This is a genomic window from Nocardioides eburneus, from assembly GCF_040838215.1.
GTDB lineage: Bacteria > Actinomycetota > Actinomycetes > Propionibacteriales > Nocardioidaceae > Nocardioides > Nocardioides eburneus.
On the sequence record NZ_JBFPJR010000044.1, the window covers coordinates 1 to 25,065 of the forward strand.

Annotated in this window: 28 protein-coding genes; 14 read left to right on the forward strand and 14 right to left on the reverse strand. The window is 70.6% G+C overall.

All coding sequences use genetic code 11. The features are described from left to right. From AB3X52_RS17670 to AB3X52_RS17680, 3 genes are all read right to left on the reverse strand, one after another. On the reverse strand, window positions 1-388 hold a 388-nt coding region (locus AB3X52_RS17670; protein WP_367995415.1), incomplete at its 3' end, for a CoA-transferase. Window position 389: 1 nt separating this feature from the next. Further along, complete coding sequence (locus AB3X52_RS17675; RefSeq protein WP_367995416.1) at window positions 390-1,169, reverse strand: CoA transferase subunit A; 780 nt, start codon at window positions 1,167-1,169, stop codon at window positions 390-392. Between the two features lie 55 nt (window positions 1,170-1,224). Beyond that, complete coding sequence (locus tag AB3X52_RS17680) at window positions 1,225-2,463, reverse strand: acetyl-CoA C-acetyltransferase (protein ID WP_367995417.1); 1,239 nt, start codon at window positions 2,461-2,463, stop codon at window positions 1,225-1,227. A 79-nt stretch (window positions 2,464-2,542) separates the two neighbouring features. Here AB3X52_RS17680 and AB3X52_RS17685 point away from each other — a divergent pair, with 79 nt between their 5' ends. Both AB3X52_RS17685 and nicT read left to right on the forward strand, forming a co-directional pair. Beyond that, on the forward strand, window positions 2,543-3,439 hold the full coding sequence (locus tag AB3X52_RS17685; protein WP_367995418.1) for a LysR substrate-binding domain-containing protein: 897 nt from the start codon (window positions 2,543-2,545) through the stop codon (window positions 3,437-3,439). 82 nt (window positions 3,440-3,521) lie between these two features. Beyond that, window positions 3,522-4,631 carry a Nickel transporter NicT gene (gene nicT / locus AB3X52_RS17690; protein ID WP_367995419.1) on the forward strand — a complete coding sequence of 370 codons (1,110 nt, stop codon included), beginning with the start codon at window positions 3,522-3,524 and terminating at the stop codon, window positions 4,629-4,631. Window positions 4,632-4,739: 108 nt separating this feature from the next. Here the strand turns inward: nicT and AB3X52_RS17695 are convergent, their stop codons facing one another. The 4 genes from AB3X52_RS17695 to AB3X52_RS17710 are packed head-to-tail and all read right to left on the reverse strand — an operon-like array spanning window position 4,740 to window position 8,426. Continuing rightward, window positions 4,740-5,162, reverse strand: coding sequence for a DUF3054 domain-containing protein (locus tag AB3X52_RS17695; protein ID WP_367995420.1), 423 nt, complete (start codon window positions 5,160-5,162; stop codon window positions 4,740-4,742). Next, the gene (locus AB3X52_RS17700; protein WP_367995421.1) at window positions 5,159-5,497 is read right to left on the reverse strand and encodes an antibiotic biosynthesis monooxygenase family protein; all 339 of its coding nucleotides are present in this window, start codon (window positions 5,495-5,497) and stop codon (window positions 5,159-5,161) included. Before AB3X52_RS17700 ends, AB3X52_RS17695 begins: the two co-directional genes overlap by 4 nt. Window positions 5,498-5,529: 32 nt before the next feature. Next, window positions 5,530-6,675 (reverse strand): N-acetylglucosamine-6-phosphate deacetylase, encoded by a 1,146-nt coding sequence (locus tag AB3X52_RS17705; RefSeq protein ID WP_367995422.1) that lies wholly within the window; start codon window positions 6,673-6,675, stop codon window positions 5,530-5,532. Between the two features lie 20 nt (window positions 6,676-6,695). Continuing rightward, window positions 6,696-8,426 (reverse strand): dolichyl-phosphate-mannose--protein mannosyltransferase, encoded by a 1,731-nt coding sequence (locus AB3X52_RS17710; RefSeq protein ID WP_367995423.1) that lies wholly within the window; start codon window positions 8,424-8,426, stop codon window positions 6,696-6,698. Between the two features lie 75 nt (window positions 8,427-8,501). On the opposite strand from AB3X52_RS17710, the gene rsmI reads away from it, so the two are divergent. The 6 genes from rsmI (at window position 8,502) to AB3X52_RS17740 (ending at window position 15,303) form a co-directional block, all read left to right on the forward strand. Beyond that, window positions 8,502-9,362 carry a 16S rRNA (cytidine(1402)-2'-O)-methyltransferase gene (gene rsmI / locus AB3X52_RS17715; RefSeq protein ID WP_367995424.1) on the forward strand — a complete coding sequence of 287 codons (861 nt, stop codon included), beginning with the start codon at window positions 8,502-8,504 and terminating at the stop codon, window positions 9,360-9,362. Further along, a complete protein-coding gene (locus AB3X52_RS17720; protein WP_367995425.1) occupies window positions 9,359-10,201 on the forward strand; it encodes a TatD family hydrolase in 843 nt (280 codons plus the stop codon). Before rsmI ends, AB3X52_RS17720 begins: the two co-directional genes overlap by 4 nt. A 217-nt stretch (window positions 10,202-10,418) precedes the next feature. Then, complete coding sequence (locus tag AB3X52_RS17725; protein ID WP_367995426.1) at window positions 10,419-11,585, forward strand: resuscitation-promoting factor; 1,167 nt, start codon at window positions 10,419-10,421, stop codon at window positions 11,583-11,585. 91 nt (window positions 11,586-11,676) lie between these two features. Continuing rightward, window positions 11,677-12,555 carry a 16S rRNA (adenine(1518)-N(6)/adenine(1519)-N(6))-dimethyltransferase RsmA gene (gene rsmA, locus AB3X52_RS17730; RefSeq protein ID WP_367995427.1) on the forward strand — a complete coding sequence of 293 codons (879 nt, stop codon included), beginning with the start codon at window positions 11,677-11,679 and terminating at the stop codon, window positions 12,553-12,555. After that, complete coding sequence (locus tag AB3X52_RS17735; RefSeq protein WP_367995428.1) at window positions 12,552-13,442, forward strand: 4-(cytidine 5'-diphospho)-2-C-methyl-D-erythritol kinase; 891 nt, start codon at window positions 12,552-12,554, stop codon at window positions 13,440-13,442. The genes rsmA and AB3X52_RS17735 overlap by 4 nt, the downstream gene beginning before the upstream one ends. Before the next feature lie 49 nt (window positions 13,443-13,491). After that, window positions 13,492-15,303 carry an ABC-F family ATP-binding cassette domain-containing protein gene (locus AB3X52_RS17740; RefSeq protein ID WP_367995429.1) on the forward strand — a complete coding sequence of 604 codons (1,812 nt, stop codon included), beginning with the start codon at window positions 13,492-13,494 and terminating at the stop codon, window positions 15,301-15,303. Between the two features lie 94 nt (window positions 15,304-15,397). Here AB3X52_RS17740 and AB3X52_RS17745 read toward each other — a convergent pair whose 3' ends face one another. Then, complete coding sequence (locus AB3X52_RS17745; protein WP_367995431.1) at window positions 15,398-15,889, reverse strand: MarR family winged helix-turn-helix transcriptional regulator; 492 nt, start codon at window positions 15,887-15,889, stop codon at window positions 15,398-15,400. 107 nt (window positions 15,890-15,996) lie between these two features. Here AB3X52_RS17745 and AB3X52_RS17750 point away from each other — a divergent pair, with 107 nt between their 5' ends. The 4 genes from AB3X52_RS17750 (at window position 15,997) to AB3X52_RS17765 (ending at window position 18,138) form a co-directional block, all read left to right on the forward strand. Further along, entirely contained in the window at window positions 15,997-16,809 is an 813-nt protein-coding gene (locus tag AB3X52_RS17750) for a methyltransferase domain-containing protein (RefSeq protein ID WP_367995432.1), read from the forward strand. Beyond that, on the forward strand, window positions 16,806-17,189 hold the full coding sequence (locus AB3X52_RS17755) for a VOC family protein (protein ID WP_367995433.1): 384 nt from the start codon (window positions 16,806-16,808) through the stop codon (window positions 17,187-17,189). The genes AB3X52_RS17750 and AB3X52_RS17755 overlap by 4 nt, the downstream gene beginning before the upstream one ends. A 139-nt stretch (window positions 17,190-17,328) precedes the next feature. Beyond that, window positions 17,329-17,607 (forward strand): metal-sensitive transcriptional regulator, encoded by a 279-nt coding sequence (locus tag AB3X52_RS17760; protein WP_367995434.1) that lies wholly within the window; start codon window positions 17,329-17,331, stop codon window positions 17,605-17,607. Window positions 17,608-17,661: 54 nt separating this feature from the next. Then, on the forward strand, window positions 17,662-18,138 hold the full coding sequence (locus AB3X52_RS17765) for a hotdog fold domain-containing protein (protein WP_367995435.1): 477 nt from the start codon (window positions 17,662-17,664) through the stop codon (window positions 18,136-18,138). 567 nt (window positions 18,139-18,705) lie between these two features. Here AB3X52_RS17765 and AB3X52_RS17770 read toward each other — a convergent pair. Continuing rightward, window positions 18,706-19,086, reverse strand: coding sequence for a hypothetical protein (locus AB3X52_RS17770; RefSeq protein WP_367995436.1), 381 nt, complete (start codon window positions 19,084-19,086; stop codon window positions 18,706-18,708). A gap of 26 nt (window positions 19,087-19,112) precedes the next feature. Between AB3X52_RS17770 and AB3X52_RS17775 the strand changes: the two genes are divergently transcribed. Then, window positions 19,113-19,265 carry a hypothetical protein gene (locus AB3X52_RS17775; RefSeq protein WP_367995437.1) on the forward strand — a complete coding sequence of 51 codons (153 nt, stop codon included), beginning with the start codon at window positions 19,113-19,115 and terminating at the stop codon, window positions 19,263-19,265. A 188-nt stretch (window positions 19,266-19,453) separates the two neighbouring features. Here the strand turns inward: AB3X52_RS17775 and AB3X52_RS17780 are convergent, their stop codons facing one another. From AB3X52_RS17780 to AB3X52_RS17800, 5 genes are all read right to left on the reverse strand, one after another. Then, on the reverse strand, window positions 19,454-19,936 hold the full coding sequence (locus AB3X52_RS17780) for a hypothetical protein (protein WP_367995438.1): 483 nt from the start codon (window positions 19,934-19,936) through the stop codon (window positions 19,454-19,456). 76 nt (window positions 19,937-20,012) lie between these two features. Continuing rightward, on the reverse strand, window positions 20,013-20,876 hold the full coding sequence (locus tag AB3X52_RS17785) for an amino acid ABC transporter permease (protein WP_367995439.1): 864 nt from the start codon (window positions 20,874-20,876) through the stop codon (window positions 20,013-20,015). Further along, window positions 20,873-21,547, reverse strand: coding sequence for an amino acid ABC transporter permease (locus AB3X52_RS17790; RefSeq protein WP_367995440.1), 675 nt, complete (start codon window positions 21,545-21,547; stop codon window positions 20,873-20,875). Before AB3X52_RS17790 ends, AB3X52_RS17785 begins: the two co-directional genes overlap by 4 nt. An 81-nt stretch (window positions 21,548-21,628) precedes the next feature. Then, entirely contained in the window at window positions 21,629-22,522 is an 894-nt protein-coding gene (locus AB3X52_RS17795; protein WP_367995441.1) for a glutamate ABC transporter substrate-binding protein, read from the reverse strand. A gap of 36 nt (window positions 22,523-22,558) precedes the next feature. Further along, window positions 22,559-23,335 (reverse strand): amino acid ABC transporter ATP-binding protein, encoded by a 777-nt coding sequence (locus AB3X52_RS17800; protein ID WP_437440576.1) that lies wholly within the window; start codon window positions 23,333-23,335, stop codon window positions 22,559-22,561. Between the two features lie 171 nt (window positions 23,336-23,506). Here AB3X52_RS17800 and miaB point away from each other — a divergent pair, with 171 nt between their 5' ends. Then, window positions 23,507-25,009, forward strand: coding sequence for a tRNA (N6-isopentenyl adenosine(37)-C2)-methylthiotransferase MiaB (miaB, locus tag AB3X52_RS17805; RefSeq protein ID WP_367995442.1), 1,503 nt, complete (start codon window positions 23,507-23,509; stop codon window positions 25,007-25,009). The last annotated feature ends 56 nt before the right edge of the window (window positions 25,010-25,065 follow it).

The window sequence follows — 25,065 nt, forward strand, 5'->3', positions numbered from 1 at the left end:
TCGCGCCGCCCATGCCCTTGACCATGGCGCCCGGGATCATCCAGTTGGCGATGTCGCCGTTGACCGCGACCTGCATCGCGCCGAGCACGGCGACGTCGATGTGGCCGCCGCGGATCATCGCGAACGACGTCGCAGAGTCGAAGTACGACGCCCCCGGCAGCACGGTCACCGTCTGCTTGCCGGCGTTGATGAGGTCGGGGTCGACCTCGTCGTCGTACGGGAACGGGCCGACGCCCAGGATGCCGTTCTCGGCGTGGAGGACGACGGTGGACGTCTCGGGGATGTAGTCGGGGATCAGCGTCGGCAGACCGATGCCGAGGTTGACGTAGTCCCCGTCGTTGAGCTCCTTCGCGGCGCGGGCCGCCATCTCATCGCGGTTCCAGGGCATCTCAGGCCTCCTTGCTCGGACGCTGGCGGGTGGTGCGCTTCTCGATGTCCTTGCGGGACGCCTGCTCGGGAGTGAGCTCGACGATGCGCTGGACGAAGATGCCGGGCAGGTGGACCTCGTCGGGGCCGAGCTCGCCGACCTCGACGACCTTCTCCGCCTCGATGATCGTGACGCGACCGGCCATCGCGGCCGGCGGGTTGAAGTTGCGTGAGGCGGCGTGGAAGACCGCGTTGCCGGCCCGGTCGACGACCGCGGCCCGGACGAGCGCGAAGTCGGTGACGATGCCCTCTTCGAGCACCATCTTCTTGCCGTGGAACTCGCGCACCTCCTTCGCCGGCGACGCCTCGGCCACCGTGCCGTCGGTGTTGTAGCGCCACGGCATGCCGCCCTCGGAGACGAGCGTCCCGACCCCGGTCGGCGTGTAGAACGCCCCGATGCCGCTGCCGCCGGCGCGCAGCCGCTCGGCGAGGGTGCCCTGCGGGGTCAGCTCGACGGTGAGCTCGCCGGCGAGGTACTGCCGCGCGAACTCCTTGTTCTCGCCGACGTACGACGCGATCACGCGCGTGATCTTGTGGGCCTCGAGGAGCAGGCCGAGGCCGGCACCGTCGACGCCACAGTTGTTGGAGACGACCTTCAGGTCGCCCGCGCCCTGGGCGACCAGCGCGTCGATGAGGAACCAGGGGATGCCGGCCAGGCCGAAGCCGCCGACGGCCAGGCTGGCGCCGTCGGGGATGTCGGCGACCGCCTCCGCGGCGGACCCGACCACCTTGTCCAGGGTCATGAGTGCTCCGAATCTTCTTGTGGTGTGCTGCGGGGATTCAGCAGGGGTACGACGGTCAGCGGACCGCCTCGAAGACGGCAGCGATCCCCTGGCCGCCGCCGATGCACATCGTCTCGAGCACGTAGCGCGCCTCGCGGCGGCGTGCCTCGTAGGCGGCCGTGGCGAGGATCCGCGCACCGGTCGCGCCGATCGGGTGGCCGAGGGAGATCCCCGAGCCGTTGGGGTTGAGCCGCTCGTCGTCTGCGTCGATCTTCCACTCGCGCAGACAGGCGATGACCTGCGCGGCGAACGCCTCGTTGATCTCGAGCAGGTCGATCTCGTCGAGCGTCAGCCCGGCCCGCTCGAGGGCCGAGGCGCTCGCGGAGACCGGGCCGATGCCCATCGTCTCGGGGGCGACGCCGGTGACGGCCCACGACCTCAGCGCCAGCAGCGGGGTGAGGCCGCGCTTCTCGGCCTCCGCGCGGGTCGTGACGACGCACATCGCGGCGCCGTCGTTCTGGCCGGAGGCGTTGCCGGCGGTGACCGTCGACTCGGCGTCGATCTTCAGCCGGATCGGGCGCAGCTTGCCGAGCGTCTCCATCGAGGCGTCGGCACGGGGGTGCTCGTCGCGGTCGACGACGGTGTCGGGCTTGCCGCGCTTGCCGGGCACGGTCACCGGGACCAACTCGTCGGCGAACTTGCCGGCCTCGTGGGCCGCGACGGCACGCTGGTTGGAGCGGACCGCCATCTCGTCCTGCTCCTCGCGGCTGATGCCGTAGGCCCGGCGGAGGTTCTCCGCGGTCTCGATCATCCCGCCCGGGATGGGGTGGTCCTTGCCGCCGGCGGTGAGGCGGGCACGGTCGAGGCGGTCGGCAAGCTCGACGCCACCCTGCTTGAGTCCGCTGCGCAGGCCGAGCGCGTAGTGCTCGACGTTGGACATCGACTCCGCGCCACCGGCCACGACCAGGCCCGCGGCACCCGTGGCGACCATGCCGGCGGCGTACATCACAGCCTGGAGGCCCGACCCGCAACGGCGGTCGATCTGGAGGCCCGGGACGCCGATGCCGAGGCCGGCGTCGAGCGCCGCGATGCGACCGATCGCGGGGTTCTCGCCGGAGGCGTAGCCGTTGCCGAGGATGACATCGTCCACGTCGCCCTCGCCGAGGCCGGTGCGTGCGACGAGCTCGGTGAGGACGGTGGTCGCCAGGTCGGTGGCGCTGAGCGGGGCGAGGGCGCCGAGGAAGCGGCCGACCGGGGTGCGGAGCGGCTCGCAGATGACGACGTCGTTGCCGGAGGACTGTGAGAGATCGGCCATGTGAGTCACGTTACGGAGCCCGGGGGAGAGGGGGAAGTATCCATTTCCCGCCGATCGATATTCTGAGAGTCTTAGTCGCGTGGAGCTGAGACATCTTCGCTACTTCCGCGCCGTCGCCGAGGAGCTGCACTTCGGCCGCGCCGCCGAACGCCTCCACATCGCGCAGCCCCCGCTCTCCCAGCAGATCCGTGCGCTCGAGGCGGAGCTCGGCGTGGAGCTGCTGCGCCGCAGCACCCGGCGGGTCGAGCTGACCCCAGCAGGTGCCGCGTTCCTCGAGCGCACGCGCGACATCCTCACGGCCGTCGACGAGGCGGGCGACGAGGCGCGTCGCGTCGACGCCGGCCTCGAGGGGGCGCTCACGCTCGGGTGCGTCGGCTCGGCGACGTACTCCCTGCTGCCGCGGCTCGCCCGCAGCCTGCGCGAGGAGTTGCCCGGGATCGACGTCGAGTTCCGCGGTGAGATGCTGGGCCCGGACCTGGTCGCGGCCCTGGTTGCCGGCGAGATCGACCTGGCCTTGCTCAGGCCGCCGGTGCTCGAGCCGGGCGTCGTCGTCCGAGCCGTACGCCGGGACCGCCTCATCGTGGTGCTCCCCGACGGTCACCGGCTCGCCCGGCGCAAGCGGCTCGCGATGGCGGACCTCGCCGGGGAGGACCTCGTCGTCCATGCCGGCCACGGCCGGTCGGTGATGCACGATCTCGTCCTCGAGCTCGCCCGCGAGGCGGGCTTCGCGCCGCGCATCCGGCACGAGGTCGCCGAGACGTCGACGCTGGTGACGTTCGTCGCGGCCGGGCTCGGGGTCTCCGTCGTGCCCGAGCCGGTCGCCGCGCTGGGCATCAGCGGGGCGACGTACCGGCCGCTGGTCCCGGCATCCTCCGGGATCGATCTCCTGGTGGGCACGCGAGCGGGGGAGGAGTCTCCCCAGGTGGTGCGCGCGCTGGCCACCCTGGACCGGGTGCTGCGCGACCCTGCCGACTGAGCGACCGGGCTGTCGTCGTACGCTCTCTATTGCGATAGATTCGCAATAGGCCGCCGAGGCGTCGTCGACACGAGGAGAGCGCGTGAGCCACTTCCGGGAGTTCCGAGCCAGCCTGGGTGCGGCCGACCGCCGCTCGCTCGTCATGATGGGCAGCGTCGTGGTGGCGCTCCACGTCCTCGGCTTCGGCGTGCTCTTCGGCCTCGTCGCGCCGCAGCACTTCGAGCTCGGCGGCGACCATCCCGTCTTCACCGTCGGCGTCGGCGTCCTCGCCTACACCTTCGGCCTGCGGCACGCCTTCGACGCCGATCACATCGCGGCGGTCGACAACACCACCCGGAAGCTGCTGCAGGACGCGCAGGAGAAGGGGACCGATCGCAAGCCGCTCACCGTCGGCTTCTGGTTCTCGCTCGGCCACTCCACGATCGTGTTCGCGCTCGCGTTCCTGCTCTCCATCGGGGTGAAGGCCCTGGTCGGGTCGGTCGAGGACGACGGCTCCACGCTCCACACCATCACCGGCATGATCGGCCCGACCGTCTCCGGTCTCTTCCTGTGGGTGCTCGGCATCCTCAACCTGGTCGCGCTGCTCGGCATCCTGCGGGTCTTCTCGAAGCTCCGCCAGGGCGAGTACGACGAGGCGGAGCTGGAGCGCCAGCTCGACAGCCGTGGCTTCATGAACCGGTTCCTCGGCGGGCTCACCAAGTCGGTGCGCAAGCCGTGGCACATCTACCCGATCGGCGTCCTCTTCGGGCTCGGCTTCGACACCGCAACGGAGGTCGGCCTGCTCGTCCTCGCCGGTGGCGCGGCGGCGTTCAACCTGCCGTTCTACTCGATCCTCGTCCTGCCGATCCTGTTCGCCGCGGCGATGTCGCTGATGGACTCGGTCGACGGTGTCTTCATGAACTACGCCTACGGCTGGGCGTTCGCGAAGCCGGTCCGCAAGATCTTCTACAACATCACCATCACGTCGATCTCGGTCGCGGTCGCCCTCGTCATCGGCACCATTGAGCTCATCGGTGTCGTCGCCGACCGGCTCTCCATCACGCACGGCCCCCTGGCCGCGATCGCGTCGATCCCGCTCGACTACGCCGGGTACGGCATCGTGGGGCTCTTCGTCGTCGCCTGGGCGCTCGCCCTCGCCGTCTGGCGCTATGGGCGCATCGAGGAGCGCTGGAGCGCCGATCTCTCGTCGTAAGGCGCCTCGCCTCGCCACACTGTCACGGTGACAGTTTGGGGCGTGGGTGACAGCTCGGATCTGTCACCGACGGCGCAGAGTGTCACCGTGACACTTTGGCTGCTGGCCTCAGCGGCGGGCGCGCACGAACCCGACCACGAGCCGCCAGCCGAGCATGGTGACGGCGAGGAAGACGATCGTCACGATCGGGAAGCCGCCGGAGATGCCGCGGCCAGACACCAGCCGGAGCAGCAGGCCGAGGACATAGGTTGCGGCGAGGACCGTGGTGCCGGCCGGCCAGACCCGGTACGCCGTCCACGACCGCCTCGCCACGACGGCCCACCCCACGAGGCAGCCGACGAGGAACGGCCAGGCGATGCGCAGCGTCACCAACTGGGAGGCGCTCGCCTCGTGGGACTGGTGCCCGGCGAGCGAGAACACGAGGACGCAGACGACGTCGGCGAGCAGGCCGAGCAGCATGGCCCTCGAGGCGAGTCTGGCCGGCGTCGTACGACGGTCGGCGGAGGCGCGCTGGTCCGCGGGTGCGCTCACTGGTCGGCCTCCGGGCCGGCCTGGGGCCTGACGTCGAGGACGACCTCGAACTCGAGCAGCTCGGCGCCCGAGGACACCGGACGCCGCGGCTCACCGCCCGGCTCGGCGGCATGGGCCGCACCCGCCCGACCCTCACGCCAGGCCTGGAACGACTCCTCGTCGGCCCAGTGGGTCACGACGAAGTAGCGCCCGCCCTCGTGAGTGGGGCGCAGGAGCTGGAAGCCGAGGAACCCCGGCGAGTCCTCGACCGTGCCGGCGCGCGCCGCGAAGCGCTTCTCGAGCTCGTCGCCGGCACCGGCAGGCACGGACAGGGCGTTGATCTTCACGACCGACATGCCCCGATCCTGCCACCCGGGTCGATGCGGGGCTAAGCGCCGCCGACCCACTGCCCGGCGCGCATGACCCGGGTCACCGTCAGCGACGTGTCGGCGACGAGGACGTCCGCGCGCAGTCCGGGCCGGAGCGCCCCCACGTCGGGGAGCCCGGCGACGGCCGCAGGGGTGGTCGCGGCGGCGCGGACGAGGCGCACCGGGTCGAGCCCGGCGGCCGCGTGGCGGCGTACCTGCTCCGCCAGCCGGCTGGTCCCGCCCGCGATCGCCCCGCCGCCGGCGAGCCGCGCGACGCCGTCGCGCACCTCGACCTGCTGCGGCCCGAGCTCGTAGTCGCCGTCGGCCATCCCCGCGGCGGCCATCGCGTCGGTGACGAGCACGGCGCGGTCCCCGGCGAGGGTGAGGGCGGCGCGCACGGTCTCGTCGTCGAGGTGTACGCCGTCGGCGACCAGCTCCACGCAGGCGACCCCGTCCGCGGCGGCGGCCAGGGCGGCCAACGCGGGGCCGGGGGAGCGGTGATGCATCGGCGGCATGCCGTTGAACAGGTGCGTGACGAGGGGCGCACGTCCCGCGGCGAGGAAGGCCCGGGCGACCGGGGCGGTGGCGGCGGTGTGGCCGAGCGCGACGACGACGCCGTCGGCGGCGAGCTGGTCGGCGACGGCGTCCGCGCCCGGGAGCTCGGCGGCGAGCGTCATCACCCGGACGTGGCCGCGTCCGGCGGCGATCAGGTCACGCGCGAGCCCCGTGTCGGGCGCGCGCAGGTGGGCGGCGTCCTGGGCGCCGCGGCAGCTCTCCGCCAGGAAGGGGCCTTCGACGTGGATGCCGGACAGCACGCCCGCCTCCACCGCGTCGGCGAGCGTCGCGACGACGGCGAGCATCCGGTCGGGAGCGTCGGTGACGGCACTGCCGAGCAGGCTCGTCGTCCCGGCGGCCAGGTGGGTGGCGGCCGCGGTCGCGACCTGTGCGGGGTCGGCGGCGGTGAGGCTCGCGCCGCCGCCACCGTGGTTGTGGATGTCCACCAGGCCGGGGAGCAGCCAGTCGTCGGTCGGTTCCCGGGCGTCCGCGCGGGCGCCGTCGCGAACGTCGTCCGCGGGCCGCACCGCGACGAGCCGATCGCCCTCGACCTCGACGACGCCGTCCTCGATCACCTCGTCGGGGGTGACGACCTTCCCGCGCAGCTTCACGGGCCCAGCCTGGCAGAGATTCAGATCCAGCGGCTGAACCAGATCCGGTCGAGCCACTCGGGCCGGGCCAGGAGCTGATCGGTGTAGATCGGCCAGAACCACGCGAAGTTGGCGAGCACGAGGACGAGGAAGGCGCCGCCCACGACCACGCCGAGCGTACGACGCCGGCCCGACGCCCGCTCCGGCCCGATGAGGCGTCCGATCACGAGCGTGCTGGCCAGGACGAGGAACGGCAGGGTGACGATCGTGTAGTAGGAGAAGATCGGCCGGTCGGCGTAGGTGAGCCACGGCAGCCAGGTCGAGGCGATGCCGACGATCGCGATGCCGAAGCGCCAGTCCCGTGCGCCCAGCCAGAGCACAAGGCCGGCGACCGCGGCGACGCAGGAGCCCCACCACAGGACCGGCGTGCCGAGCAGCAGCACCTGCCGCAGGCAGGTCTCGCCGGGCGCGGCGTGGCAGCCCTGCTGCCCGGGCTTGATGTCGACGTCGGCGGCGACCCCTACCGGTCGGTTGAGCAGCAGCCAGCCGGCCGGCTGGGAGGCGTAGGTGTGGGTCGCGCAGTTCAGGAAGTGGGTGTGGAACGTGTAGACGTCGCGGTGGTAGTACCAGAGCGACCGCAGCGACTGCCAGGCCTCGCCGAGGCCGTGGGCGTCCGGCTCGGTCGCGGTGGGCCAGCGCTTGTCGGGGTCGAGGTCGTCGGCGACGTACGTCGTGCCGTCGCAGTGCCCGTGGCCGGTGTACTGCGTGTACTGCGTCGAGGACAGCGACTGCTCGTAGACGTGTGCGTGCGCCATCCACGGGATCCAGGTGGCGACGTACACGACGACCGCGACGACCACGAGGTGGAGGAAGGCAGGGATCCCGTCGACGATCGTGGCCTTGACCCACGCGTGGCGTACGCCGAAGGAGCGCCGCATGCCGATCGACCAGGCGAGGCAGAGCACGCCGAAGGCGGCGAGGGGGTAGGCCGCCTCCCACTTCGAGCCGAGGGCGAGGCCCCAGGAGAGCCCGGCGGCGAGGAGCCAGGGGCGCAGGAGCAGCCGGCGGACCGGGCCCCAGCTGGGCGAGACGGGAGACGTGGTGGTCTCGGGCGACGGCGTCAGTCGGGCCATCCGCGCCCGGCACCAGTCCCGGTCGGCGACCATGCAGTGGACGGCGAGCAGCACGAAGAACGCGACGAAGATGTCGAGCAGCGCCAGCCGGGAGAGGACGAACTCGAGCCCGTCGAAGCACATCAGCAGCCCCGCGACGACACCCAGCATCGTGGAGCGGGTGAGCCGCCGGACGAACCGGATGAGGAGCAGGACCATCAGCGACCCGACGAGGCAGGCGGCGATGCGCCAGCCGAACGGGTCCATCCCGAAGACCTTCTCGCCGGCGGCGATGAGCCACTTGCCGACGTCGGGATGGACGATCATCTCCGGGCTGTCCTGCCACTGCCCGGTGGTCACCCCGGCGAGGATGTGGCGGTCGGCGTCGTCGACGTAGTTGCGCGCGTAGCCGAAGTGGAGCAGCGACCAGGCGTCCTTGGCGTAGTAGGTCTCGTCGAACTCGAACGCCTTGGGTGTCGAGAGGTGCCAGATCCGCAGCACGAACGCGAGCACCGTCACGGCCAGGCTCGCCGCCCAACCGAGTCGCGGGCTCTCGCGCAGACGACGGTCGGCGCGCCGCCAGGCCGAGGGCACGGCTGCGCCGAGGGCGGTGCGCGACAGGCCGACGGTGCGCTCGCGCTCCTGGGTCCCGGCCGTCACGTCCGCGAACTCTACGTGGCGCGGCCACACCCGGCCGGGCCGACACCGCGGGACCCGACCTGACAGAATCGACCCGTGAGCTCAGCGGAACCCGACGGCGTCCTGGTCCTCGCGGCGACGCCGATCGGCCGGGTCGCGGACGCCCCGCCCCGGCTCGTCGACGAGCTCGCCACTGCCGAGGTGATCGCGGCGGAGGACACCCGGCGCCTCAAGCGGCTGACCGGCGAGCTCGGCGTCACGCCGACGGGCCGGGTCGTCTCCTACTTCGAGGGCAACGAGCAGGCCCGGACGCCGGCGCTCCTTGACGAGCTGCTCGCCGGGCGCAGGGTGCTGCTGGTGACCGACGCGGGGATGCCGAGCGTCTCCGATCCCGGCTATCGCCTGGTCGCGGCCGCAGTCGAGCACGACATCCTCGTGACCGCCGTTCCCGGCCCGAGCGCGGTGCTCACCGCGCTCGCCGTCAGCGGCCTGCCGGTCGACCGGTTCTGCTTCGAGGGCTTCTTGCCGCGCAAGGCGGGCGAGCGCGGCCGCCGGCTCGCCGCGCTCGCGTCGGAGGAGCGGACGATGGTGTTCTTCGAGGCGCCGCACCGCACCGAGACGGCGCTGGCCGCGATGCGCGACGCCTTCGGGGAGGACCGCCCGGCCGCGGTCTGCCGCGAGCTCACCAAGACCCACGAGGAGGTACGCCGCGGGCCGCTCGGCGAGCTGGTCGCGTGGGCCGCGGAAGGGGTGCGTGGCGAGGTGACGATCGTCGTCTCGGGCGCATCCCCGACCGCCGCGATGGACACCGACCCCGCGAGCCTGCGCGCCGCCGTCGCGGCGCTCGAGCAGGACGGGACGAGCCGCAAGGAGGCGATCGTGGAGGTGGCGAGGCGAGCAGGCCTGCCCAAGCGCGAGGTGTACGACGCCGTCCACCGCGACGGAGGCGTCGCATGAGTCCGCGCCACGACCCGCACACCTACCCACCCGTGCCGGAGGAGGCTCTCCCGGTGCCGGTGGTGGACAATCACTGCCACCTCGACATCCAGCGGGACGGCACGCTGCTCTCCGTCGAGGAGGCGCTCGCACGAGCCGCCGCGGTCGGCGTGACGCGGATCGTGCAGATCGGCTGCGACCTGCCGGGTGCGCGCTGGGCGGTCGAGACGGCCACCGCCCACGACGCCGTGGTCGCGGGCGTCGCGCTCCATCCCAACGACGCGCCGCTCCACGACGACTTCGAGGCGGCGTTCGCGGAGATCGAGGGGCTCGCGGCCCACGACCGGGTGCGTGCGGTGGGGGAGACCGGGCTGGACTTCTTCCGCACCGCGGAGGACGGGCGCGAGACGCAGGCCTACTCCTTCCGCCGCCACATCGACCTGGCGAAGCGGCTCGACAAGACCCTCGTCATCCACGACCGGGACGCGCACGAGGCCGTGCTCGAGGTGATCGACAGCGTCGGGCCTCCGGAGCGCTGGGTGATGCACTGCTTCTCCGGGGACGCCGACTTCGCCCGGGCGTGCCTCGACCGGGGCGCCTATCTCTCGTTCGCGGGGACGGTCACCTTCAAGAACGCCCAGCCGCTGCGCGACGCGCTCGCCGTCGCCCCGCGCGACCGGATCCTGGTGGAGACCGACGCGCCGTACCTCACCCCGACGCCCTACCGCGGCGCCCCCAACGCCTCCTATCTCGTCCCGCTCACGATGCGGCTCATGGCGGAGGTCCGCGGCGATGATCTCGAGGTGCTCTGCCACGCGGTGAACGCCAACACCGACGCGGCGTTCGGCGGCTCCTGGTAGCTCGTCGAAGGTCCCCCGCCACGCCGGCACGAGCGCGAGACATGGGTCACGTTGCCCCGCTGAGTGCGGTCCGCATCGCAGTCGGCGACTTGCATTTCCCGAAATGATCGGGTTGGGCTAGACCACTGAACGCCGGGATCGGGAGCATCATCAGGCAGCGCTGTGGGGGCTTCGAGCGCCGCCACCTGTGCCCGGGGAGCACGAACATCGGAGCATTGTGGCGTCCAGCAACACCTCGGTCTTCGGCCGCGCCGTCAAGAAGATCAGCACCTTCTCCACCTCGCGTCGGAGCCGTCCGGTCCTCATCGGACTGGTCGCCGTGGCCGCTGTCGCGGCCGGCGGGGCAACCTGGGGGTACCAGACCCTCTCCACCAACGTGAGCCTCAGTGTCGACGGCCACAAGCGCCAGGTCACCTCGATGTCGTCGACCGTCGGCGACGTCCTCGACCACGCCGGGATCAAGCTCGGCGCCCACGACGTCGTCGTACCCAGCCTCGACACCAAGGTCGAAGACGGCAGCGCCGTCTCGGTGCAGTACGGCCGGAAGCTCAAGCTCGACGTCGACGGCAAGGACCAGACCTACTGGGTCACCGCGACCGACGTGAACGGCGCGCTCTCCGAGATCGGCCGTGCCTTCGGCGGCAACGCCGACCTCTCCACGAGCCGCAGCGCGCCGATCGGGCGCGAGGGGCTTGCGCTCGAGGTCATCACGCCGAAGAAGGTCACTGTGCAGCTTGCCGGTCACCGGGCGCAGAAAAGGAGCATCACCGCGCTCACGGTCCTCGACGCCCTGCAGAAGCTGGGCGTCCACCCGAAGGGCCGCGACACCGTGACGCCCAAGCCTGGGGCCCTGCTCCGCGACGGCCAGCGCATCGTCTTCACCGACTACGACGTGAAGACCAAGCGCGTTCCTCGCGAGGCCATCGCGGCGCCGACGATCGAGCGGGACGACTCCTCGCTCTTCGACGGTGAGACCAAGGTCGTCAGCGACGGCAGCGACGGCGCTCGCGACGTGACCTACCGGATCACCTACCGCAACGGTCAGGAGATCGCGAAGAGCGTCGTCAGCGCCCGCACGATCACCAAGGCGCAGCCGCGGATCGTCAAGGTCGGCACCAAGGCCCGTCCGGTCACCACCAACTACGCCTCGGGCAACTCCGCCTGGGACCGCATCGCGGAGTGCGAGTCGGGCGGGAACTGGGCGGCCAACACCGGCAACGGCTACTACGGCGGCCTGCAGTTCAACCTCTCGACCTGGCACGCGTACGGCGGCAGCGGCCGCCCCGACCAGAACAGCCGCGCCGCGCAGATCGCCGTCGCCGAGCGCGTCCGCGCCGCCGAGGGCGGCTACGGCGCGTGGCCGGTCTGCGGCGCCCGCGCCTGACCCTCGACCGGCCGAGTCGGCGTCCATCCGCGCCGACTCGGCCGGCCACCGGATGCACCCTGCCGCCGGGATGCCCTCTAGGCTCTCGCCCATGACCGCCAGTCCCGCCCCACGTCTGCTCGGGCCGGCGGAGGTCAGGGCCTTGGCGGGGGAGCTCGACCTGCGGCCCACCAAGCAGCGCGGACAGAACTTCGTGATCGACCCCAACACCGTCCGGCGGATCGTCCGGGAGTCGGGTGTGGGGGCGGACGACGTCGTCGTGGAGGTCGGACCCGGCCTCGGATCGCTGACCCTCGCCCTGCTCGAGGTCGCCGGACGCGTCACCGCGATCGAGGTCGACCCGCTCCTCGCCGCGCGTCTGCCGCGCACGATCGCCGAGCTCGCGCCCGCCCAGGCGGCATCGTTCGAGCTGGTCCACGCCGACGCGCTCCGGGTCACCGAGGTGCCCGGTCCGGCGCCGACCGCGCTCGTGGCCAACCTGCCCTACAACGTCTCCGTGCCGGTGCTCCTCCACCTGATGGCGCTGCTGCCGTCGCTGCAGAAGGGGCTCGTCATGGTGCAGTCCGAGGTGGCCGACCGGCTCGCCGCCAAGCCCGGCTCGAAGGTCTACGGCGTCCCGTCCGTCAAGGCGGCCTGGTTCGCCGACCTGCGTCGCGCCGGCGCGATCGGCCGCAATGTCTTCTGGCCGGCGCCCAACGTCGACTCGGGCCTCGTCTCCTGGACCCACCACGAGCCGCCCACGACCACGGTCTCCCGGCAGCAGGTCTTCGCCGTGGTCGACGCGGCGTTCGCCCAGCGGCGCAAGGCCCTGCGCGGCGTCCTCAAGGGCCTCGCCGGCTCGGCGGAGCGGGCCGAGGCGGCCCTCGTCGCCGCCGGCGTCGACCCGATGGCGCGGGGGGAGTCGCTCGACATCGACGCCTTCGTGCGGATCACCGAGGAGCTCTCGCCGGGCGGAGGGGCCACCGCGTGAGCGTGACGGTCCGTGCCCCTGCGAAGATCAACCTCTTCCTCGGCGTCGGCCCCCGCCGTGCCGACGGGTTCCACCCGCTCGCGACCGTCTATCAGGCGGTCGGGCTCTATGACGACGTCACCGTCGCCGACGCCGAGGAGTGGTCGGTGGAGCTGACCGAGCCGGTCGCCGGCGTACCCCTGGACGCGGACAACATCGCGGTCAAGGCCGGGCGCGCGCTCACCGCCCACCACGGCCTCGACAAGCGGGCGAGAATCGTGATCCACAAGGGCATCCCGGTCGCCGGCGGCATGGCCGGCGGCTCCGCGGACGCCGCCGCCACGCTCGTGGCGCTGGACCGGCTCTGGGGGCTGCGGACCGCGGACGAGGACCTGCTCGCCCTCGCCGCCGAGCTCGGCTCCGACGTGCCGTTCGCGCTCGTCGGCGGCACGGCCGAGGGGAGCGGCCACGGCGAGATCGTCACCCCGCTCGTCGACCGTGGACAGTGGTGGTGGGTCGTCGTCCCCCACGGCGAGGGGCTCTCGACCCCGAAGGTGTACGCCGAGTTCGACCGGCTCTCCCCGGCCGCGACGCAGCCGAGCATCCCCGAGCGGCTCTACGGCGCCCTGCGCGACGGCGACACCGACGGCCTCGCGATCGCGCTGCGCAACGACCTCGAGGACCCCGCGCTGTCGCTCCGGCCGGAGCTCGAGACGACGCTGGAGCACGGCTACCGTGCGGGCGCGACGATGGCGCTCCTCTCCGGGTCCGGGCCGACCTGTCTCTTCCTGTGCGGCACCGGCGACGAGGCCCGCGAGGTCGCGGCGGGGCTCCACGCCCTCGGTCACGACGAGGTCCGGATCGCGGCCGCACCCGTCGCCGGCGCCCACGTCGTCTCCTACGCCTGACCGTCCGCGGTTGGGCGACCGTTGGCCCCTGCCGGACAATGGAGTCGACATGGCGAATCTCCTCAATCTCGAGCACGTCTCCAAGGCGTACGGCGTCCGCCCGCTCCTCGATGACGTGTCCCTCGGCATCAACGCCGGTGACCGCGTCGGCATCGTGGGGCGCAACGGGGACGGCAAGACCACCCTCCTGGAGGTGATGACCGGTCTCGAGGAGCCCGACTCCGGCCGCGTCTCCCGGCAGCGCGGCCTCCTCGTCGGCTACCTCCACCAGGGCGACCAGCTCGTCGACACCCACACCGTGCGCGAGGCCGTGCTCGGTGGCCGCAGCGACCACGAATGGGCCGCGGACGCCCGCACGCGCGAGATCGTCGAGGTGCTCCTGGCGGGGGTGGAGCTCGACCGCGCCGTCGTGGGGCTCTCCGGCGGCGAGCGTCGCCGCTGCGCGCTCGCCGAGCTCCTCCTCGGCGACCACGACCTGATCGTGCTCGACGAGCCCACCAACCACCTCGACGTGGAGGCCGTCGCCTGGCTCGCGCAGCACCTCGCCCGGCGTACGTCGGCGCTCGTCGTCGTCACCCACGACCGCTGGTTCCTCGACGAGGTGTGCCAGTGGACCTGGGAGGTCCATGACGGTCAGGTCGACGCCTACGAGGGTGGCTATGCCGCGTTCGTCCTCGCCAAGGCGGAGCGGCAGCGGCAGGCCGCCGCCTCGGAGGTACGCCGGCAGAACCTCGTCCGCAAGGAGCTGGCCTGGCTGCGGCGTGGCGCGCCGGCGCGGACCTCGAAGCCGAAGTTCCGGATCGAGGCGGCCAACCAGCTCATCGAGGACGTGCCGCCGCCGCGGGACCGGTTCGAGCTGCAGCGGTTCGCGACCCAGCGGCTCGGGAAGGACGTCATCGACGTCGAGGACGTCGATCTCGTCCGCGGTGACCGCACCCTGCTCTCGCACGCCACCTGGCGCATCGGGCCGGGGGACCGGATCGGCATCGTCGGCGTCAACGGGGCCGGCAAGACCTCGGTGCTCTCGCTGCTGGCCGGGGAGCTGCCGCCGGCCGTAGGCCGGGTGCGCCACGGTCGCACGGTCGCGCTCCAGCACCTCACTCAGCAGCTCGACGACCTCGACCCCGAGGGGCGTGTGCTGCCGACGGTGGAATCGATCCGCCGGGTGTCGAAGACGCTCGAGGGCCAGGAGCTGACGGCGACCGCGCTGCTGGAGCGGTTCGGGTTCACCGGCGACAAGCTGGTCACCCGGATCGGTGACCTCTCGGGTGGGGAGCGGCGCCGTTTCCAGCTCCTCCGGCTGCTGCTGACCGAGCCCAACGTGTTGCTCCTCGACGAGCCCACCAACGACCTCGACATCGAGACCCTCAACGTCCTTGAGGACTTCCTCGACGGCTGGCCCGGCACGCTCATCGTCGTCTCCCACGACCGCTACTTCCTCGAGCGTGTCACCGACTCCGTGTGGGCGCTCCTGGGCGACGGCCAGATCTCGATGCTGCCGCGCGGCGTCGACGAGTACCTCGAGCGGCGCCTCCCCGCCGAGGCGTCACCCGTTCCCGGCGAGAGGTCAGTCGTTTCCGCCGAGAGGTCAGTCGTTTCCGGCGAGACGTCAGTCGCTCCCGAGCGGCGTACGGCGAAGCCCGGCTCGGCGCAGGAGCGCGAGGCGAAGAAGACGATTGCCCGGATCGACAAGCGTCTGGCCCGGATCGCCGAGGAGGAGGCGAAGCTCAACCTGGCGATCGCCGAGAGCGCCAGCGACTACACCCGTCTCGCGGAGCTGAGCGCCGAGCTCGACGTCCTGGCCGCGGAGAAGGAGGGGCTCGAGCTGGAATGGCTCGAGGCCGCCGAGCTCCTGGAGTAGGGGCGCTTGTCAGGGGAAGTCGGAGGTTGTCAGGGAACGAGACACCTGACCAGCTCCGATTTCCCCGGCCAGCCGGGGAAATGCGACGCCGTGCTCAGCCCTCCGAGAACGGCCCGAGCAGCCGGCGGAGCAGGTCGGCGAGCTGGTCCTGCTGTTCCTCGTCGAGCTCGGCGAGGAACTCCCGCTCGGCGGCGAGCAGCGCCTCGAAGGCACCGTCGACGGCCGCCTTCCCCTCGGGCGTGAGGCGCACGAGCACCCCGCGTCGGTCGGCGGGATCGGGCAGCCGCTCGACGAGGCCGCGTGCGGTGAGCCGGTCGACCCGGTTGGTCATCGTGCCGCTGGTCACGAGGGTCTCGCGGAGCAGGCGCCCCGGCGAGAGCTCGTACGGCGCCCCGGCCCGGCGCAGCGCGGCGAGCACGTCGAACTCCCACGACTCGACGTGATGGGTCGTGAAGGCGTCGCGCCGGGCGAGGTCGAGGTGGCGGGAGAGACGAGAGAGCCGGGAGAAGATCGCGACCGGTGACAGGTCCAGGTCGGGGCGCTCGCGTGCCCAGGCCTCGCTCAGGTCGTCGACCTCGTCCCTCATGCTGCCGAGGGTAGCCGACCGCTGTCGCGTCGAGAATCTTGACGTCGAGAAAATGCGGTGCCAGAGTGAAGATATCTTGATGTCAAGATATCTATCGAGGAGGCGCCATGCCGCACGCCTGGGATCCTGACCGCTATCTCGCCTACGCCGACGAGCGGGGCCGACCGTTCGTCGAGCTCCTCGCCCGCGTCGGTGCGACCGGCGAGGCGGCTCCGCGCCGTGTCGTCGACCTCGGCTGCGGCCCGGGCAACCTCACCCGGTTGCTCGCCGAGCGCTGGCCGCGCGCCGCGGTCGTCGGGGTCGACAGCAGCGAGCCGATGATCGCGAAGGCGCGCGCGTCGGTCCCCGACCTCGCCTTCGAGGTCGCCGACCTGCGCGACTGGGCGCGTGGCGTCGAGCCGGGGTCGGTCGACGTGCTGGTCTCGAACGCGACGTTGCAGTGGGTCCCGGGTCACCTCGAGCTGCTGCCGACCCTCGTCCGGGCGGTCCCAGCCGGGGGCTGGTTCGCGTTCCAGGTCCCCGGCAACTTCGGCGAGCCGAGCCACACGATCCGCGAGGAGCTGGCCGCCGAGGAGCCGTACGCCGCCCACACCCGGGGCCTCGCGCGGCCGGCGTCGCACGACCCGGTGGTCTACCTCGAGTCCCTCCGTGCGGCCGGCTGCGAGGTGGACGCCTGGGAGACGACGTACCTCCACGTGCTGACCGGCGAGGACGCCGTCTTCGACTGGATCTCGGGGACCAGCCTGCGGCCGACCGCGGCGGCCCTGCCGGCCGAGCTGTGGCCGCGCTTCGCCGAGGAGCTCCGTCGCCGGCTGGCGGTCGCCTATCCGGCGTACGGCGGACGCGTCGTGCTCCCGTTCCGGCGGATCTTCTGTGTTGCCCGAGTGGTGCCCGCTGCGGGTGGGGGCGAGGGCGTGTGAGGCTCCATCACGTCCAGGTGGGACTCCCTGCAGGGGGCGAGGACGACGCGCGCCGCTTCTATGGCGACGGACTCGACATGACCGAGATCCCCAAGCCCGCCGCGCTGGCCGGGCGCGGTGGTGTGTGGTTCCGCGCCGAGGGCGGCGCCGAGGTCCATCTCGGCGTCGAGGATCCTCATCTTCCACCTCAGCGAGCACACCCTGCGCTGGCCGTCGACACCGAGGCCGAACTGGAGGCGCTGGGAGAGCGTCTCGCCGAGCTGGGTTATCACGTCGACTGGAGCCAGCGCCACAACGCCGGGACGTTCCAGCGCTTCCACGTGCGTGACCCGTTCGGCAACCGGGTCGAGGTCGTGTGGGCGTTGCCGGCGGCTGACTGACCCGTCAGTCAGCCGGCGATCTGGTCGGCCGAGCCGTGTAACGGTTGCCGTGCTCGCGCGTTGAGTGGGGACAAGGGTTTTACTGAAGGGCTCGGCCGGCGGGCTCGCGATCAGATCCAACGAGGCAAAGGGTGTGACCTTGACCGACGACCTGAGCGTCCCGCGACCGCGCGACTCCGACACCACGGGAGTGGTCAATCGCGTACGCCGGGCGCAGGGTCAGCTCGGCGGCGTGCTGCGCATGATCGAGGAGGGGCGCGAGCTCGCTGACGTGGTCTCACAGCTCAAGGCGGTCACTCGCGCCCTCGACAAGGCGGCGTTCGCGCTCCTCGTGGACGAGCTGAGCCGGAAGGCATCCTGCGGAGCCGCCCCTGACGAGATCGCCGAGCTCGAGCGGCTCTTCCTGTCGCTGTCCTGAGTCGGGCGTGACCGGCTGTTACCGACCGGTAACCACGGCCGCTAGGATCGCGCCATGACCCAGCTCTACAGCTTCTGGAAGACCGCGACCTCCGTGCCCGTCGTCGGGGCGGTGGCCGGCAAGCGGGTCTTCACGTTCGCCTTCAGCCGGAAGGCGCCGTACTTCGGCTCCATCCACCCGCGCGTCACGGAGCTGCGGCCGAACTACGCCGAGGTCGTCGTGCCCAACCGCCGGAGCAACCACAACCACATCGGGACGGTGCACGCGATCGCGCTCTGCAACGGTCTCGAGATGGCGATGGGTGCGCTCGCCGAGGCGACGATCCCGGATGCCAAGCGCTGGATCCCCAAGGGCATGGAGGTCGCCTACACAGCCAAGGCGACCAGTGACATCACCTGCATCGCCGAGACCGCCCCCGAGCAGTGGACCGGTGACGACCCCGACCTGCCGGTGCGTGTCAAGGGCGTCCGCGAGGACGGCACCGTCGTCATCGAGGGCGTCATCAGGCTCTGGGTGACACGCAAGAAGTGACACCCCTCTGTCCCGGTCGTCCAGCACTCGCCGGGCGGCGAGCCATGCCGGCTGGGGGAGTGGTTGGGGCGGCGGACCTGACGCTGGAGATCGTGTACGCGCCGAGCAGCCGCTCCCGGAGACGCTGGCGCATCATGCGGTGCTTGTCCTGGGCAGCCGCGTCGAGGCCGGCGTCGTTGAGGGAGACCGGCGGCGTGCCGATCACGCGAGGTCGCCAGGGGCGCGTAGTTCCACCCGGAGAACACGCCCGACATCGTCCCCCAGGCTCTCCATGCCGCCGCGCTCGCCAACGAGCCGCTCGCCACGTCGGTGTGGCGGGGGATGATCGAGCGGTTCGTCAGCGTCGTCTGCGACCGGGGTTGTCCGGCCCGGCGCCGTGCGGCAGAACACATTCTGACGGTCTCTGCCCATGACGAGGCGACGTGAGGAATGACGCCTGACTGGACGCTCGCTCCTATGGTCGTCAAGCCGGCGATGGCCGCTGGTGTTGGAGTATCCGGTAGCGATCTTGGGCGATGTAACGCTTGAGGCACCGCTTGATCTGGGGCCCTGTCTTGCCTTGCGCTGTCAGCCGGGCGTTGTAGTCGCGGGCGTCGACCGCGGACCGCCTGGCGGCCAGTAGGACAGAGAGAGCCTGGCGGTCACCGGATGCGCGCGGGTGCCGACCTTGAGACGGGCCAATGCCTCCCGGGCCGCGCGGATGGCATCGAATGGGTCGGACTTCGCGCCGTTGCGGCGGTGCGCGCGTTCGGGACGGTCGAGTTCGGCAACGAGCTCCTGACCCTGCACCAGGCGCCGGGTCAGCCCGGCGCCATGGCCGCCGGTGCCTTCGATCGCCCTGACGGGCAGCGGGTAGGACTCAGCAGACTCCAGCAGGGGACTCGTACCCCTCAACGTTGCGTCGATGGTGATCTTTCCTGCCGAATCCCCGCCCCCGACCGGAACCACATCCGCTCCCCGCAAGGAGAGAACGCATGACCGGTCTGACCGATCTACGCGAGGTGTTCGATGTCGTCATCGGCGTCGACACGCACACGGCCGCCGCGGTCGATGCCCACACCGGTGCGGTGCTCGACCCTGTGATGAGATACGGCCGGTGCGCGAACACCGGTCGGTCAAGCTCCTGATCAGGCCAGCTGCTCCGACCGGGCCGGGCCGGCAACCACGAGCGGACAAGTCCCGACAAGGGCACGAAGCCAGTCAGTGCAAGAGCCACACCCGCGGTTGCCAGCCACAGCCCAACACCATCAGAGTGCAGAGTGAATCCCCACAGTCAGCGCAAGGCTGCCGACCTGCGGCCAGCGGCCGTTAATCGCTAGAGGCAGAATCCGCAGGGATAGGTCTCGCCGGTGCCGTTTTGATTCATTGCAAGAGACGAGCCATCGGCGAGGTATAGGATCTTGTTGCCATCGGAGAGTCCGACAATGAGGATGCCGGATGTTTCGGGCCAGTTGAAGTTGCAGCGGACGATAGTTCCTTTGCCGTGGCTGTTCTTGCAGATCCATCGATTGGCCGGGTGTTTCGCCTCGCGCCATTCAACAATCGCGGAATGGCCGTCCTTGCAAGTGTCTTTGACGTATAGGTAATCGCCGTAGAGCTTGACGCCGCCGGCTGCCGCGTATCCAGAGGAGCAGCCGGGCTTGTAGAACGCCCAGGTAGTCCCATTGAGGGTGGGAACGCTCTTAACGAGCCTGCCGGCGCTCCACTTGGTGGCGGCCTGCGCCGGGGGCTGGATGCAGAATACCGCGAATACGGCCGCAAAAATCGCCGCCCCGAGAACTTGAAGTATTCGTTTCATAGGGACAGGCTGTCGAGTTGATGTTGGTCTGTCAACGCCATCGTTTGGTCTTTGATCAGCTACCTGCATCGTCGGCTCACTTGTCTCCGTGTGGGTCTGCGGCTGCCGCGAGTGCCGTCATGCCGACTTCGAGCTGCTTCTTCTCTCCGACTAGTCTGCGCTGGGCCCAGGTGGCGATGCCGGTGAGTACGAGATTGACGGCCACGTAGAGCACCGCGAGCACGACGATCGTCGGGATCTGGTTGTGGAACTCGCCGTAGATCGCCTCGCCGATGTAGGTGAGGCCGGGGGCGGTGATCGCGTAGCCGAGGCTGGTGTCCTTGAGCGCCACGACGCACTGGCTGATGATCGCCGGGAGCATGATCTTCACGCCCTGCGGCAGCAGGATCCCGGTCATGACCTGCGTCTTGCGGAGCCCGATGGCGTACGCCGCCTCCGACTGTCCCCGCGGGACGGCCAGGATCCCGGCCCGGAAGACCTCGGCGAGTACGGAGCCGTTGTAGAGCGTCAGCGCGATGACGACGCACCAGTACGGCCCGATGCCCGACTCGCCGACGCCGTAGGCGAAGAAGAGGAAGATCATCAGCAGGAGCACGGGGACGGCACGGAAGAACTCCACGACCACCCAGCAGACCCACCGGACCGGAGCGTGGTCGGAGAGCTTGCCCACCCCGAAGACCGCACCGAAGACGACCGCCAAGAGGACCGAGACGCCGGCCATCTTGAGCGTCTGGAGCAGGCCGTCCACGAGGAGCGCACGGACGTAGTCCGGCGTGATGAACGGCTCCCACAGGTCGTAGTCCAGTTGGCCGTGGTCGTTCAGCAGCGTCACGACCCAGGCGACGAGGGCGACCAGCGCCACCAGGGCGACGACGGCGTAGACGCGGTGCCGGACGCGGGTCTTCGGGCCCGGGCTGTCGAAGAGCAGGTTGGCGCTCATGCTCGGGAGACCTTCCAGCGGCGCTCGAGGCTGTAGGCTCCGAGGGAGACCATCTCGACGAGGACGATGTAGCCGAGGGCGAAGAGGACGAACACGCCCTCGTCGCGGGCGGTGATGTTGGTGAAGTACTTCATCCGGGCGGTGGCCTCGACGACGCCGAAGACGTAGGCCACCGAGGTGTTCTTCAGCAACGCGATCATCACACTGGCCAGCGGCGGCACGATCGCTCGGAACGCCTGCGGCAGCACGACCTGCGTCATCGTGCCCCCGAAGGTGAGCCCGACGGCACGGGCCGCCTCGGCCTGGCCGAGGGGGACGGCGTTGATCCCGGAGCGGATCGCCTCCGCGACGAATGTCGAGGTGTAGAGCGTCAGCGCGATGCACGACCGGAAGTAGAAGGCATCGAGATGCCAGTCCTCGACGAACCGGAAGGTGATCCCGACGGTCGGCAGGCCGACGCAGATGAGCAGGAACATCACGAGCAGCGGTGTGTTCCGCACGACGGTGATGTACGCCGTCGAGGCCGCGCGCAGGATTGAGACGGGTCCGACGCGCATCGCGGCCAGGACGGTGCCGATGACCAGGGAGGCGAGGGCCGAGGCGAGGAAGAGCAGGACCGTCCACCCGAAGGCCCTCAGGTAGAGGTCGAAGTGCTCGAAGACGAGGTTCACGGAGGGGAACTCACCTTTCCGTGGTGGCGGAGTGGCCGGCCCCGCAGGGCCGGCCACTCGTGGTCAGCGGGACAGCCGTCGTCAGGCCGCCGGACAGGGATCCATCGCCGGCGGCTCGGGGGTGGCGACCCCCGACTTGCCGAGCGTGGCCTCGAACGCCTTGGCCCAGGTCCCGTCGTCCTCCGCCTTCTTGAGGGTGTCGACGATCCACTGGCACATCTCGGGGTGGCTCTTGGAGTAGCCGACGCCGTACCGCTCCTCGGAGAACGGCGGGACGACGACCTTGAGCTTGTCCGGGTTCTCCGCGGCGTAGCCCATCAGGATGGCGCCGTCGGTGGTCATCGCGTCGACGGTGCCGTTGAGCACCTGGTCGACGCAGTCGGAGTAGGTGTCGAAGCCGCGGGGCTTGGCGCCCTTGGCCTCGATCTGGTCGAGCGAAGTCGACCCCGTCACGGAGCAGACGTTCATGCCCCTGACGTCGTCGATGCTGTCGATCTTGCTGTCCTTCGGCACCAGGAGCTGCTGGCCGGTCACGTAGTAGGGACCAGCCTGGCCGACGACCTTCCGGCGCTCGTCCGTGATCGAGTACGACGCGATGACGAGGTCGACCTCGCCGGACTCGAGGAAGGGCTCACGGTTGTCGGAGATCGTCTCCTTCCACGTGATGTCTTCGGGCTTGATGCCGAGCGAGGCAGCCAGGATCTTGCCGATCTGCGGGTCGAAGCCCTTGGGCATGTCGTCGGTGGCGCCCTTGAAGCCGATGCCGGGCTGGTCGAACTTCACGCCGATGGTGATCTTGCCGGACTCGGCGATCTCCTTCATCCGCGTGCCGTCCTTGAAGCTGTCGGCCGCGTTGCTGGCGACCTTGACGTCGACACCGGAGCCCTCGTCGCTTCCGGCGTTGCCCCCGCACGCCGACAGGCTCGCCGCCGCGGCGATCGCCACGGCAACAGCCTTGAACCTGGTCAAACGCATCGTGTCCACCTTCTGTTCTGTTGTGCTGATACTCCGTCAGTGCTTGAGGATCTTGCCGAGGAAGTCGCGGGCGCGGTCGCTGCGCGGGTTGGTGAAGAACTCCTCGGGGGTGTTCTCCTCCACGATCTGGCCGTCGGCCATGAAGACGACCCGGTCCGCCGCCGTACGCGCGAAGCCCATCTCGTGGGTGACGACGATCATCGTCATGCCCTGCTTGGCGAGGTCGACCATGACGTCGAGGACCTCCTTGATCATCTCCGGGTCGAGCGCGGAGGTCGGCTCGTCGAAGAGCATGACCTTCGGCTCCATCGCCAGCGCCCGCGCGATGGCGACGCGCTGCTGCTGGCCGCCGGAGAGCTGGGCGGGGTATTTGTCCGCCTGAGGCCCGACGCCGACCCTGTCGAGGAGCTCGCGGGCCTTCTTCTCGGCGGCCGACTTCGACTGCTTGCGCACCTTGGTCGGGCCGAGCGTGACGTTCTCGAGGATCGTCTTGTGGGCGAAGAGGTTGAAGCTCTGGAAGACCATCCCGACATCGGCGCGCAGCTTCGCGAGCTGCTTCCCCTCTTGAGGCAGCGGCTGGCCCTCGAGCATGATGGACCCGGAGTCGATCGTCTCGAGACGGTTGATGGTGCGGCACAGCGTCGACTTGCCGGACCCTGACGGCCCGATCACGACGACAACCTCGCCGCGTCTGATGGACAGGTTGATGTCCTGCAGCACGTGGAGCGATCCGTAGTGCTTGTCCACGTGGTCGAGCACCACCAGGGCCTCACCGGCCGGCGTGTTCCTCGGCTCCGTTTCCACTGCCGTCATGCGTCGAGACCCTAGCGATTCTTAGGGAACTCTTGCCAACAAGCATTGACAAACAATGTAATTGGCGTTCGGCGCGCCGGAGGAGGTGGGCGCGGTGGTTCCGGCGCGGCCGCTCCCGAGCGGTCTTCGCTTAGGAGGCGGAGGGTGGGCCGCCGTACCCTTGAAGCCGCTATGACCACGTCCACCGCCTCCGCCGCGCCGCGCACCTACGAGGTCCGCACCTACGGCTGCCAGATGAACGTCCACGACTCCGAGCGTCTCTCCGGGCTGCTTGAGGAGGCGGGCTATGCGAAGGCGCAGGACGGCCGGCAGGCGGATGTGGTCGTCTTCAACACCTGCGCGGTGCGGGAGAACGCCGACAACAAGCTCTACGGCAACCTCGGCCACCTGGCGCCGGTCAAGGCCGCCCATCCGGGCATGCAGATCGCCGTCGGCGGCTGCCTCGCCCAGAAGGACCGCGCCACGATCACCGCGAAGGCGCCGTGGGTCGACGTCGTGTTCGGCACCCACAACATCGGCTCGCTGCCGGCGCTGCTGGAGCGGGCGCGGGTCCAGGAGGAGGCGCAGGTCGAGATCCTCGAGTCGCTCGAGGTCTTCCCCTCGACCCTGCCGACGAAGCGTGAGTCGGCGTACGCCGCCTGGGTCTCGATCTCGGTCGGCTGCAACAACACCTGCACGTTCTGCATCGTCCCGAGCCTGCGCGGCAAGGAGAAGGACCGTCGGCCCGGCGACATCCTCGCCGAGATCCGCGCCCTGGTGGCCGAGGGCGTCACCGAGGTGACGCTGCTCGGCCAGAACGTCAATGCCTACGGCGTGGAGTTCGGCGACCGCCAGGCCTTCTCGAAGCTGCTCCGTGCCTGCGGTGACATCGAGGGCCTCGAGCGGGTGCGCTTCACCTCGCCGCACCCCGCGGAGTTCACCGACGACGTCATCGAGGCGATGGCCGAGACGCCCAACGTCATGCCGTCGCTCCACATGCCGCTGCAGTCCGGCTCCGACCGCGTGCTGCGGGCGATGCGCCGCTCCTACCGCTCGACGAAGTTCCTCGGGATCATCGACCGTGTCCGGGCCGCCATTCCCGACGCCGCCATCACCACCGACATCATCGTCGGATTCCCCGGCGAGACGGAGGAGGACTTCGCCGAGACGCTGCGCGTGGTCCGGGAGTCACGCTTCTCCTCGGCGTTCACGTTCCAATACTCCCCGCGGCCCGGCACTCCCGCCGCCGACCTGCCCGACCAGATCGACCCCGCGGTCGTGAAGGACCGCTACGGCCGGCTCGTCGACCTCGTCAACGAGATCGCCTGGGAGGAGAACAAGGCGCAGGTCGGCCGCACCGTCGAACTGATGGTCGCCGAGGGGGAGGGGCGCAAGGACGCCGAGACCCACCGGCTCTCCGGCCGCGCGCCCGACAACCGGCTCGTCCACTTCAACGCCGACTTCTCCCAGGTCGACGCCGAGGGCGTACGACCCGGCGACATGGTGACGGTCGAGATCACCTACGCCGCCCCGCACCACCTCGTCGCCGACGGCCCGGTGCGGTCGGTGCGACGGACCCGCTCCGGCGACGCGTGGGAGTCACGCACCGCGGCCCCGAAGCCGGCGACGGTCGGCCTCGGCATCCCCTCCGTCGGCGTACCCGCGCCGCTTCCGGACGTGCCTGCCTGCGGCTGAGGCTCACCCCGGCCGGCGAGATGGCGGTGGCTGGCAGTCACCCGGTGACTGCCAGC

Bases quoted from the DNA above. Each gene is read 5' to 3' on its own strand.
- AB3X52_RS17675 (WP_367995416.1), bottom strand. From the start codon at position 1,169: ATGACCCTGGACAAGGTGGTCGGGTCCGCCGCGGAGGCGGTCGCCGAC.
- AB3X52_RS17680 (WP_367995417.1), bottom strand. From the start codon at position 2,463: ATGGCCGATCTCTCACAGTCCTCCGGCAACGACGTCGTCATCTGCGAG.
- AB3X52_RS17700 (WP_367995421.1), bottom strand. From the start codon at position 5,497: ATGTCGGTCGTGAAGATCAACGCCCTGTCCGTGCCTGCCGGTGCCGGC.
- AB3X52_RS17720 (WP_367995425.1), top strand. From the start codon at position 9,359: ATGAGTCCGCGCCACGACCCGCACACCTACCCACCCGTGCCGGAGGAG.
- rsmA (WP_367995427.1), top strand. From the start codon at position 11,677: ATGACCGCCAGTCCCGCCCCACGTCTGCTCGGGCCGGCGGAGGTCAGG.
- AB3X52_RS17740 (WP_367995429.1), top strand. From the start codon at position 13,492: ATGGCGAATCTCCTCAATCTCGAGCACGTCTCCAAGGCGTACGGCGTC.
- AB3X52_RS17745 (WP_367995431.1), bottom strand. From the start codon at position 15,889: ATGAGGGACGAGGTCGACGACCTGAGCGAGGCCTGGGCACGCGAGCGC.
- AB3X52_RS17750 (WP_367995432.1), top strand. From the start codon at position 15,997: ATGCCGCACGCCTGGGATCCTGACCGCTATCTCGCCTACGCCGACGAG.
- AB3X52_RS17765 (WP_367995435.1), top strand. From the start codon at position 17,662: ATGACCCAGCTCTACAGCTTCTGGAAGACCGCGACCTCCGTGCCCGTC.
- AB3X52_RS17775 (WP_367995437.1), top strand. From the start codon at position 19,113: ATGACCGGTCTGACCGATCTACGCGAGGTGTTCGATGTCGTCATCGGC.
- AB3X52_RS17780 (WP_367995438.1), bottom strand. From the start codon at position 19,936: ATGAAACGAATACTTCAAGTTCTCGGGGCGGCGATTTTTGCGGCCGTA.
- AB3X52_RS17785 (WP_367995439.1), bottom strand. From the start codon at position 20,876: ATGAGCGCCAACCTGCTCTTCGACAGCCCGGGCCCGAAGACCCGCGTC.
- AB3X52_RS17795 (WP_367995441.1), bottom strand. From the start codon at position 22,522: ATGCGTTTGACCAGGTTCAAGGCTGTTGCCGTGGCGATCGCCGCGGCG.
- AB3X52_RS17800 (WP_437440576.1), bottom strand. From the start codon at position 23,335: ATGACGGCAGTGGAAACGGAGCCGAGGAACACGCCGGCCGGTGAGGCC.
- miaB (WP_367995442.1), top strand. From the start codon at position 23,507: ATGACCACGTCCACCGCCTCCGCCGCGCCGCGCACCTACGAGGTCCGC.